The organism is Rhodococcus sp. HM1 (assembly GCF_023218075.1).
Classification (GTDB): Bacteria; Actinomycetota; Actinomycetes; order Mycobacteriales; family Mycobacteriaceae; genus Rhodococcus.
Map to the genome: position 1 here is coordinate 68820 of NZ_JALPTB010000026.1, position 10293 is coordinate 79112.

The window sequence follows — 10293 nt, forward strand, 5'->3', positions numbered from 1 at the left end:
ATCGTCAGTCCGACAGCGTTGCGAGGATCTCGTCGGTGTGCTGCCCGTGCCGAGGTGCCGGCCGCGCCTCGGTGTACCGACCGTTCCAGCGCAGTGGCGATCGTGCGGTCAGGACGGGCCCGATCCCGGGCTGGTCGACGTACTGCACCACCGCGTCCGGGCGGGCCGCGAGATCGGCGGCGACCTCGTCCATCGTCCGGTACGGCGCCCACAGCACTCGGGTGCCCGCAAGGTCCGCTTCGACCTGCGCGAGGGTGCGCGACGAGAACCACGGGGCGAGGATCGCGGTGATCGCATCCCGGGCCTCGAACCGGTCACCTTCCGCCGCCAGATCGAGGCCGCGTTGCATCTCGAGCGCCGCGAACACATCCGCGGTTTCGGTGACCTCGACCAGCGCCCGCCACTGCCCCGGCGTCAGGCCGACGATCATCACCGAACGACCGTCGCTCGTGGGGAAGTCCGAGCCGTAGCTGCCGAACAACGCGTTCCCGATCCGGTCGCGACCGGCCCCACGCGCCTCCGCCTCGGCGAGCCAGCCCATGCTCGCGACCGCGGAGACCGCGACGTCGTCGAGGGCGAGTTCCAGGTAGCTGCCCTCACCGGTCCGGTCACGCCGGTGCAGTGCCGTGACGATGCCGAGCGCGGCGTGGATACCGGTGATCAGGTCCCACGCGGGCAACACGTGGTTCACCGGCGCGGTGTGATCGGCCGGTCCGGTCATCGACGGCAGTCCGACGGCGGCGTTGACGGTGTAATCGACGGCCGGGCTTCCGTCCGCGTTGCCGGCGATGTGCAGGTGGATCAGGTCGGGCCGGCGAGCGGCCAGCGCCTCGTGTGCGAGCCAAGGGGCATGCGCGGCGTTCTCGAGGACGATGCCCGCCCGGGCGATCAGATCGACGACCACCGCGCGGCCCTCGTCGCTGCGCAGATCCACCGCCAGGGACCGTTTCGCCTGGTTGAGACCGGTCCAGTAGAGGCTCTCGCCGTCGTCGGTGAGCGGCCAGCGCCCACCGTCGACGGCCCCGCCGACCGGGTCGACGCGGATGACGTCGGCACCGAGTTCGGCGAGCATGCGTCCCGCGGTGGGACCGGCGACGAAACTCGACAGGTCGACGACCTGGACGCCGTCGAGGGGGCGCGCGGTCACGACACCCGCTCGAAGATCGCGGTCAGACCCTGGCCACCGCCGATGCACATCGTCTCGAGGCCGTAGCGGGCACCACGGCGGTCGAGTTCACGCAGCAGGGTCGCGAGGATGCGCACACCGGTCGCGCCGACCGGATGCCCCAGCGAGATACCGGAGCCGTTGACGTTGGTGCGATCGAAATCCGCTGCGGTGAAATTCCATTCGCGGGTCACCGCGAGTGCCTGCGCGGCGAACGCCTCGTTGAGTTCGATCAGGTCGATGTCGGCGAGGGACAGACCGGCACGCTTCAGCGCCTTCTCGGTGGACGGCACCGGACCGATACCCATCTCGGACGGGGCGACGCCCGCGGCAGCCCAGGTCACGAGCCGGCCCAGCGGCCGCAACCCGAGACGCTCTGCGGTGGCACGGCCGGTGACGACACAGGCTGCGGCACCGTCGTTCTGGCCGCTCGCGTTGCCCGCGGTGACGGTCGCGTCGGGATCCTGCCTGCCCATGATCGGGCGCAGTTTCGCGAGGGTCTCGACGGTGGTGTCGGCGCGCGGGTGTTCGTCGCGATCGATCACCTTCGGCTCGCCCTTGCGCTGCGGCACGGTGACCGGCACGATCTCCTCCGCGAACTTGCCGGAGTCGATGGCCGCGACCGCGCGGCGGTGCGATTCGACGGCGAGTTCGTCCTGTTCGAGGCGGGAGATGCCGTACTTGTGCCGCAGGTTCTCCGCGGTCTCGAGCATGCCGCCCGGGACCGGATGGTTGCGTCCGCCGGCTGTGACGCGCCCGCGGGCGAGCCGGTCGTGCAGGGCCGCGGGGGCACCCTTGGCGCCCCAGCGCATCGATTCGGTGTAGTACTCGGCGCGGCTCATGGATTCGACGCCACCGGCGATCACGATGTCGGCGACACCGGTCTGGACGCGCATCGCCGCGTCGAGCACCGCCTGCAGGCCCGAGCCGCAACGACGGTCGAGCTGCAGCCCGGGGACGGTGACGGGCAGGCCGGCGTCGAGCGCGGCGACCCGGCCCATCGCCGGAGCCTCCCCGTTGGGGTAGCACTGGCCGAAGATCACGTCGTCGATCTGCTCGGGGTCGATGCCCGTGCGGGACACCAACTCCGACACGACGCGGGCGGCGAGGTCGGTGGCGGGCACGTCGACGAACATGCCGCCGTATCGGCCGACGGGGGTGCGCAGCGGTTCGCAGATCACCACATCGGTGGCGCCGGCGGTGGAATCAGTCACGGCGGTAGTCCCTTTCGCGATCGGTCCAGTTCTGCGCCCACTCGCGCAGCTCGACGGCCCTGATCTTCGTTCCGTTTCCGCCCACGGTGGTGGGCAGGTGATCGACGATGTGCACTGCCGACGGCACCTTGAACGCCGCGAGTTCCTCACGGCACCAGCGCTTCAGTACGTCGGCATCGGTGTCGGTGGACGCGTCGTCGGTGGGGACGACGAACGCGACGGCCTGCGTGTAGCCGCCGTCGCCGGCGATCCCGACGACCTTGACGATCCCCACGTCGGGGTGCTGCGCGAGGCGGTGCTCGATCTCCGCGGGGTCGACGAGGAATCCACGCAGCCGCAGCACATCTCCCATACGGCACACGAATCGATAGGCGCCGTCACCGGTCGCGACCGCGAGGTCGCCGCTCCGGAACCAGCCGTCGGCCGTGAACGCACGCTGCGCTGCCTCCGGGTTGCCGAGATAGGCGTCGACGACGTTGGGGCCGCGCAACTGCAGCTCACCCTGCTCGCCGTCGGGAAGGACGCGGTCGTCGACCGGATCGACGATCCGCGCTTCGATCCACGGTGCCACCGGCCGTCCGCCGCCGTTCCAGCGCACCGACTCCGGATCCTCGGCGGACCACAGCAGTGTGAGCGCGAAGACCTCGGACGAACCGAAGACACCGGAGGTGAGGGCACCGAATTCGTCGCGGGCCCAGCGGGCGACGTCGTGGGATCGACCCAGGAAGTCGGCGATACCGAGCCACTTCAGAGCCGACAGGTCGGAACGTTGCTCCGTGTGCCAGGTGTCGTACAGCCGTCCGAACAGGTCGTCGCCGCCCACCACGTGGGTGACCTTCAACTCCTGCATGCGGCGGAGCACCGCGGCGGCGTCGAACACCGGTTCCATGAGCAGGCTTCCACCACCGGCGAGCGTCGCCATGGCGGTGCTGAATCCGAACACTCCGGACACCGGCAGCACGCACAACGTCACATCGCCGGGGACCACTCCCATGATCGCGGCGTCGGCGCGACCGTGCCGCACCACCGCCGAATCCCGGTGCGCGGCAAGCTTGGGCGTGCCGGTGGACCCGGAGGTCGTGAACGCCACCGCAAGCAGGTCCGACGGATCGGCGACCGCACCGGCGGCGGTGACCGTCGCGGTGACCGGGGTGCGAGGTACGCGGGTGCCGCGGATGTCGCCGCTGCCGACGCGCCACGCTCCGCCGCCCAGGTCGAATCCTGCCGGGTCGATCGGTGTGGCCGGTGCGGACGGACCGGTGACCACCGCGACGGCGGGGGTGGCGACCTCGGAAGCCGATTCCGCTGCGGCACTCAACGTTCCGAACAGATCGAGGCCGTGGAAGGACGCGGCCACGGCGACCACCGCGGGGCGGGCGGCGACGAGGATGTGCGCGACCTCGCCGGTGTTGTAGCGGGTGTTGACGCCGATGACGTGGGCGCCGAGCGACGACGCGGCGAACTGCCACACCAGCGCGTCGGACCAGTTCGGCAGCATCACGGCGATGCACTGGCCGGATTCGATTCCGGCATCCGCGAGTTCGGTGCGCAGGGCCTCGACCTGTTCGCCGAAACGGGCGCGGGTGCAGGTGCGGATCTCGTCACCGACGACGTCGAAGGCGAGCGGCGCGTCCGGGTCGGTGGTGATCAACTCCGCGAGGAGTCCGGTCAGCGAGGTGGTGTCGGTGGTGGTCACAACGTAACCTCCTCGGAAATTCTTTCCGGGACAATAGTTTCGCCGAGCTCACGGAACCAGGTGTCGACGAGGGCAGCGAAGTCGTCGACTTCCTCCATCGGGTAGTGACCGATCCCGGCCAGCCCGGTGTACCGCGCGAGGCCGGGATGCGCCTCGTTGATGCGGACGGCCACCTGCTCGACCTCGGCGGCGCGGATCCACGGATCGTCGAGGCCGGCGACGAGATGGATGGGTGCGTCGATGAGGTGCAGACGGTCTCGGACGTCGTGGCTGCCCCAGCCGATCAGGTCGGACGAGGAGATCTCGGGGTCCTCTCGCTTGTGCATCGTCGCGATCACGCGTGCCTTGTCGTCGGGCACCGAGGTGCCCACCGACGCCAGGGTTCCGAGATAGGTGCGTTCGGCGCGAGCCGGGCCGGCGACGTCCTCGAGTTCCCGCCGCAGTCCGGCGACGTTGACGCGACCCGGACCGGCCTCGGCCTCCATCGCGACGGCGCCGGCCAGCGGACGTTCCGGGCGGACGGACAGTTCGAGGGTGAGCTTGCCGCCGATGGAGCAGCCGACCACATAGGGGCGCTCGATCTCGAGTTCGTCGAGGACGGCGCAGAGCCAGTCGCCGTAGGCGGTCAGCGACGTGACCGGTCCGCCCGGGGCCGGCTCGGAGCGTCCGTGGCCCGGCAGATCGGGCACGATGACGCGGTATCCGCGGGCGGCGAGGTCGCGGGCGACGTGACGGTACTGCACGCCGCTCTGCCCCGCGGTGTGGATGCAGAGCACGGTCGGCAACGTATCCGGCGCGGGATGCGCATCGGGGGTGACGATCTCGACGAACCCGAGGGCACCGGCGATCTCGAGGTAGCGCGCTTCGATCACGGCCGGACCTCCTGGGCGAGTGCGCGCGCGTGCGCGATGACGATGTTGAGCGGTTTGGTGAGTCGCAGGTACTCGTATCCGTCTCCGCTGGAGGAGAATTCGCCGCCGATGGCACGGCGCATGAAGTCGTCGCGTTCGGCGAGCACCACCTCGGCCCAGAGATGGGCCGGCGCAACGAAGGTGAAGGTCGCGCCGTGCGGGGTGCGCCGCGTGACGTCGACGATGCGGCCCTTGTAGATCCGCAGGTGCAGTTCCCGGTCGTCGCAGCGCAGGCCGATCGTGCCGTCCCAGCTCGACAGCGACGACGCGAACTCCGCGTCCTCGTCGAGACGTGCGCGCAGCAGCTCACCCCACGCCGCGGTGCAGAAGTCCAGCTCCTGACGCGCCGGGGCGGCGGTCGGATCGTCGAGTCGCCAGGTTTCGGTTCCGTACTCCCGCACGGTCCCCGTGTCGTCGACGAGCCGGACGTACCGGTCGACGATGCCGTCGGCGACGCGCGTGACCAGCACGTCCGCGTGAACGGTGTCGTCGTGGGTGACCGGACGGCTCGTGGACCAGGTGATGCCGGTCCGGGTTGCGCCGGGGATGGGCGGTGTCAGCAGTTCGGCGGCGATCGCCCCCGCGAGCGCACTGCCGCCGGGCAGGGCGATGCCGGCTTCGGCGAGCAGCGGGGCGAGTTCCCGTGCGGCTCCGGCGATTCGGTCTCCGACGGTGACGAGATCGGATGTCGTGAGGGTCATCAGTCTTCGACCCTTCCGAGCAGTTCGTCGGAGATGATGCGCATCTGGATCTCGCTGGTGCCCTCGAAGATCTTCGTCAGGCGCGCATCCCGCCAGTGCCGTTCGACCTGGAAGTCGGTGGTGTAGCCGGCACCGCCGTGGATCTGCACGGCCTCACTGGTGACCTGTTCGGCCATTTCGGTGGCGACGAGTTTGCACATCGACGCCTCGAGCGAGCAGCGCCGCCCGGTGTCGATGTCGGTGGCGACCGAGTACATGAGCTGGCGGGCCGCTTCGATGTCGGCCGCCATCTTCGCGATCTTGAACCGGAGGTGCTGGAAATCGCCGATGGGGCGGCCGAACTGGCGGCGGGTGTGGACATACGCGATGGAGTCCTCGAGCGCGGCCCGCGCCAGGCCGATCGCCCGCGCCGCGGTGTGCGCGCGGCCGACCTCGAGTCCCGACACGGCGAGGTAGAAGCCCTTGCCCTCCTCGCCGAGCATCGCCGACGCCGGGATGCGGAAGTTGTCGAACGACAGCTCCCAGGTGTTCCATCCGAAGTAGCCGATCTTGCGGACCTTCGTACCGGAGATCCCTTCCGGGAAGCTGCCGCGTTCCTTCTCCACCAGGAACGCGCTGATGCCTCGGTGCGGCTTGGCGGGGTCCTTGTTCGGGTCGGTGCGCGCGAACAGAACCAGGTAGTCGGCTTCGTCGGCATAGGTGCACCACATCTTGGTGCCGTTGACGACCCACTCGTCGCCGTCGCGGGTGGCGCGGCACGAGATGTTGGCGACGTCGGATCCGGCTTCGGCCTCCGAGAGCGCGTAGGCGCCGAGGTATTCGCCGCGGGCGACCTTCGGCAGCAGTGCCGCCTCCTGCTCCGGGGTGAAGCCGCCGCCCATGCCGTTGCCGCGGGCGAGCAGGCCCGACACGCTCATCCAGGCACGGGACAGCTCTTCGGCGACGAGGCAGTACTCGAAAACGCCGAGCCCGAGGCCCCCGTGCTCCTCCGGGATCATGATGCCGAAGAAGCCGATGTCGGCCATTTCCTTCTTCAGCGCATCCGGGATCGTGCCCTGGACGGGGTCGAGTTCGTTGGCGACGGGCAGCACCTTCGTCATCGCGAAGTCCCGCGCGAGGTCGCGGATGGCGAGGCGTTCCTCGGTGAGGTAGCGCGGGGTATCGGTGCGTGGCTGGGACGGCCGGTGGGTCATGGACACTCCCTCGATGGGCCGGGCAGGCGGGCAAGCAAGGCATTAACGCTTGTTCACCCAGTACAGCATGACCTCCGTCACCCCGTCAACGGCTGAACGCTACGAAGGCCGGTATCCGACGAGGTTGAGGGCGTAGACGCCGTAGTCGTCGGCGACCTGCTGGGCCGTGAGCGGACCCTCGGGCCGGAACCAGAGTGGGATGCCTGCGCACATCGTCAGCACCGCCGTGACGGCCTGATGAACGTGCGGAACCGAGAAAACACCCTGGTCGACGCCGTCTCGAGCAATGTCGACGAACAGCTGTTCCTGCGCGTCGCGGGAGCCGACGACGCGCTTGCGGTCCACTTCGCCGAGGTAGCGCAGTTCGGAGTTGGCCACCAGGCAGGCGCGGGGATTGCGGGCGGTGTACAGGGCGTGCGCCACGACCGCGGCACGCCAGCGATCGGCCGGATGCGCGCCGGCCTTGCGCAGGGCATTGCGGGTGACGGTGAACTGTTCGTCACTGGCCCGTCGCAGGATCTCGACGAGCAGTTCGGACTTGTTCTCGAAGTGGTTGTAGACGTTCGCAGCGCTGCAACCTGCACTGTTGGCGATATTGCGCATCGTCGCACCGTGGAATCCGGACGCATAGAACTCGTCGAGCGCCGTCTCCAGAATGCGTTCGCGCACCCCCACCTGCACACCAACCGACCGAGTGTTCATGTATCGGAGCGTAGAGGTCGATCAAACGACCAGCAAGAACCCCGACTTGACCACCCGATAACCCCTGGAATATGGTCCACCTCACATGAACGTGCGTTAATCACCGTCCATTATCGATCTCGGAGGATCACGCTGTGACCGCCATGGAGTTCACCGGCGAGGCCACTCTCGCCGACCGCATCGCCCGCCTCGAGGACCTCGAGGCAATCCGCTTGCTCGACGCCCGCTACTGCCGCCACCTCGACGACGGGGACTGGGACGCGCTGATGGACCTGTTCACCGACGACGGTGAATTCGACGGCCTGTCCCACCCGCGCGGGAAGGCCGAGATGCGCGAGTTCTTCGCCGGCCTCGCCGACGGCGGACTGACCGCCTTCTGGCACTTCATCACCAACCTGGAGATCGACCTCGACGGCGACCGCGCGACCGTCCGCTCGTTCCTGTGGCAGCCGTGCGTCACCGACGGGGTCGCGAGCGTCGCCGCCGGCCGGTACACGGATGAGGTCGTCAAGATCGACGGCCGCTGGCTGTACAAGGTCAAGCAGGTGCGCTTCCACTTCTTCGGACCACTCGAATCCGGTTGGGAAGAAAACCTTTTCGCATTGGAATCCGCACGCAACGCGGCGGTGCGGGCATGACCGAAACCGTCTCCTCGAACCCGACATGGGTGTGGATGCTCCAACTACCCGAGGTCGCCGAACTTCGCCGCCGCCGTCGCACCGTGACCACCGCGCTGGGCACGATCACGATCGTGTTGTTCGCGAGCTTCCTCGTCGGTTTCATCGCGCTCCCCGAGCTGCTGGGCAACACCTCGCTGCTGGGCGTCCCGCTGTCCCTGTGGGTCGTGTTCTCCCAATTCGCGGGAACCTGGGCGCTGGTCTGGGCGTATTTCCGGCTGTCCCGCACCTACATCGAACCGGCAGCGGACGCAGCGATCCGCGCGGTGTCCGACCATCGTGAGGAGCTCGTATGACCGGCGACGCCGATTACCTGGCCATCGCGATCTGCAGTGCCGTCATCTCATTGACCCTGTGGGTGACGTTCGCGGCGTCCCGTCGCGCCAAGAGCGCGGACGGATTCTTCGCGGCAGGCCGCTCGATCTCCAGCTGGCAGAACGGCTTTGCGATTGCCGGTGAATTCATCTCCGCAGGAAGCTTTCTCGGTACGACCGGACTGATCTTCTCCAAGGGCGTCGACGGAACGGTCATCCTGTTCACGTCGGTGATCTCGTTCCTGCCGGTGCTGTTTCTCCTCGCCGAGAAGATGCGCAATCTCGGCAAGTACACGCTCGCCGACGTTCTGGTGTTCCGCACCGAATCCCGCAACGTGCGTGTCGTCGTCGCACTGAGCACGATCACGACCGGCACGTTCGTCCTGCTGGCCCAGCTCGTCGCGGCAGGCGTACTGCTCGAATCGGTTTCCGGGATTCCGTTCTGGATGTCGGTGATCGTCGCCGGAACCCTCATGGGCATCTACGTGTTCGTCGGCGGCATGCTCGCGACCACCTGGGTTCAGGTCATCAAGTCGTCGATCCTTTCCGTCCTGGCGATCATCGTCTGCCTCGGCATTCTCGCGCAGTTCGGGTTCAGCTTCCCCAAGGTCCTCGATTCCGCCACCGACCACGCCGCAGCCGGCGATGCGATCCTCTCGCCCGGGCTGATCTTCGGTCAGACGAGCGCGCTCAACCTGATCTCGTACTCGCTGGCGTTCGCACTCGGCACCGCCGGCATGGCGCACATACTCATCAGGTTCTTCACCGTGCCCGAAGCCAAGACCGCACGGCGTTCGCTCGGCTGGACGGTCGCCCTGTGCAGCGGGTTCTATCTCATCGTCATCGTCATGGGCTTCGGAGCTGCCGCACTGCTCGGCGACGACGGTGCCCAGCGGGTCGGCGCGGGCGGCAACCTCGCCGCGCCAGTCCTCGTCACCGAACTCGGCGGCGGTGTCGGCACGGTCGGTGGTTCCGTCGCACTCGCCCTCGTGGCCGCTGTGGCATTCGCGAGCATCATCGCGGTGGTCGCCGGAGTTGTGATCTCGGCTGCCGGCACGTTCGCCCGGGATGTGTGGCCGACGCTCACCCGCAAGGCCCTTCCGGAGAATCTCGATGCCGGGTCCCAGGCCAGGGAGGACGACGCGCAGGCGCGAGTCGCCCGGATCGGTGCCGTCGCCTTCAGCGTTGTCGCGATCGGGCTGACCATGCTGATCGGTGACGACACCAACATCACCTACTTCATGGGCATGGCATTCATGGTTGCAGGTAGCGCGCACCTGCCCGCACTGGTGCTGAGTCTCAACTGGCGTCGGTTCAACAGTACGGGCGCGGTGTGGGGGATCCTCGTCGGGCTGGTCTCGACCGTCGTAAGCCTGATGTTCACCCAGGCGCTATGGCTCGGCGACGGACCGGCACCGCTGACCATCCAGCTTCCTGTGATTATCACAATGCCGCTCGGCCTGGCCGCCTGCGTGATCGGATCGCTCGTCGGCGAGAAACTCCGCGGGCGGAGTCCGCACGACGATGAGAAGTTCGCCGAGATGCTGGTGCGTGCGGAAACGGGCATCGGCGCGGAGATGGCATCCACCTCTCACTGACGCCGACGGCCCGGAGCTCTGCACCCGCTCCTTTCCGAGCGAATGTATCGCCTGCTCTGTTGAAGGAGACGAACGATACATTCGCTCGGAAATAGGGCTGTCCCTTATACACATCTCCGACC

General features: G+C 68.2%; 10 protein-coding genes. 3 read left to right on the forward strand and 7 right to left on the reverse strand.

The window, feature by feature from the left end:
* Positions 1–4: 4 nt before the first annotated feature.
* The 7 genes from M1M07_RS15330 to M1M07_RS15360 form a co-directional block, all read right to left on the reverse strand.
* Positions 5–1147, reverse strand: a complete 1143-nt coding sequence (locus M1M07_RS15330; protein WP_248674799.1) for a CoA transferase — start codon at positions 1145–1147, stop codon at positions 5–7.
* Complete coding sequence (locus tag M1M07_RS15335; protein ID WP_248674800.1) at positions 1144–2379, reverse strand: acetyl-CoA C-acetyltransferase; 1236 nt, start codon at positions 2377–2379, stop codon at positions 1144–1146. The genes M1M07_RS15330 and M1M07_RS15335 overlap by 4 nt, the downstream gene beginning before the upstream one ends.
* Positions 2372–4075: an AMP-binding protein gene (locus tag M1M07_RS15340; protein ID WP_248674801.1), complete on the reverse strand. Its 1704-nt coding sequence runs from the start codon at positions 4073–4075 to the stop codon at positions 2372–2374. The genes M1M07_RS15335 and M1M07_RS15340 overlap by 8 nt, the downstream gene beginning before the upstream one ends.
* The gene (locus M1M07_RS15345) at positions 4072–4947 is read right to left on the reverse strand and encodes an alpha/beta fold hydrolase (RefSeq protein ID WP_248674802.1); all 876 of its coding nucleotides are present in this window, start codon (positions 4945–4947) and stop codon (positions 4072–4074) included. The genes M1M07_RS15340 and M1M07_RS15345 overlap by 4 nt, the downstream gene beginning before the upstream one ends.
* Positions 4944–5687, reverse strand: a complete 744-nt coding sequence (locus M1M07_RS15350) for a hypothetical protein (RefSeq protein WP_248674803.1) — start codon at positions 5685–5687, stop codon at positions 4944–4946. The genes M1M07_RS15345 and M1M07_RS15350 overlap by 4 nt, the downstream gene beginning before the upstream one ends.
* Positions 5687–6880 (reverse strand): acyl-CoA dehydrogenase family protein, encoded by a 1194-nt coding sequence (locus M1M07_RS15355; protein WP_197251084.1) that lies wholly within the window; start codon positions 6878–6880, stop codon positions 5687–5689. The genes M1M07_RS15350 and M1M07_RS15355 overlap by 1 nt, the downstream gene beginning before the upstream one ends.
* Before the next feature lie 99 nt (positions 6881–6979).
* Positions 6980–7582, reverse strand: a complete 603-nt coding sequence (locus M1M07_RS15360) for a TetR/AcrR family transcriptional regulator (RefSeq protein WP_197251083.1) — start codon at positions 7580–7582, stop codon at positions 6980–6982.
* 143 nt (positions 7583–7725) lie between these two features.
* On the opposite strand from M1M07_RS15360, the gene M1M07_RS15365 reads away from it, so the two are divergent.
* Genes M1M07_RS15365 through M1M07_RS15375 form a run of 3 tightly spaced genes read left to right on the forward strand, consistent with a single transcriptional unit; the run spans position 7726 to position 10171 of the window.
* Positions 7726–8220 carry a nuclear transport factor 2 family protein gene (locus tag M1M07_RS15365; RefSeq protein ID WP_197251157.1) on the forward strand — a complete coding sequence of 165 codons (495 nt, stop codon included), beginning with the start codon at positions 7726–7728 and terminating at the stop codon, positions 8218–8220.
* Positions 8217–8555, forward strand: coding sequence for a DUF485 domain-containing protein (locus M1M07_RS15370; protein ID WP_197251082.1), 339 nt, complete (start codon positions 8217–8219; stop codon positions 8553–8555). Before M1M07_RS15365 ends, M1M07_RS15370 begins: the two co-directional genes overlap by 4 nt.
* Positions 8552–10171, forward strand: a complete 1620-nt coding sequence (locus tag M1M07_RS15375) for a cation acetate symporter (protein WP_197251081.1) — start codon at positions 8552–8554, stop codon at positions 10169–10171. The genes M1M07_RS15370 and M1M07_RS15375 overlap by 4 nt, the downstream gene beginning before the upstream one ends.
* Positions 10172–10293: the final 122 nt, after the last annotated feature.

Coding starts and splice junctions, on each gene's coding strand:
- M1M07_RS15350 (WP_248674803.1), bottom strand. CDS start 5,687: ATGACCCTCACGACATCCGATCTCGTCACCGTCGGAGACCGAATCGCC.
- M1M07_RS15355 (WP_197251084.1), bottom strand. CDS start 6,880: ATGACCCACCGGCCGTCCCAGCCACGCACCGATACCCCGCGCTACCTC.
- M1M07_RS15360 (WP_197251083.1), bottom strand. CDS start 7,582: ATGAACACTCGGTCGGTTGGTGTGCAGGTGGGGGTGCGCGAACGCATT.
- M1M07_RS15365 (WP_197251157.1), top strand. CDS start 7,726: ATGGAGTTCACCGGCGAGGCCACTCTCGCCGACCGCATCGCCCGCCTC.
- M1M07_RS15370 (WP_197251082.1), top strand. CDS start 8,217: ATGACCGAAACCGTCTCCTCGAACCCGACATGGGTGTGGATGCTCCAA.
- M1M07_RS15375 (WP_197251081.1), top strand. CDS start 8,552: ATGACCGGCGACGCCGATTACCTGGCCATCGCGATCTGCAGTGCCGTC.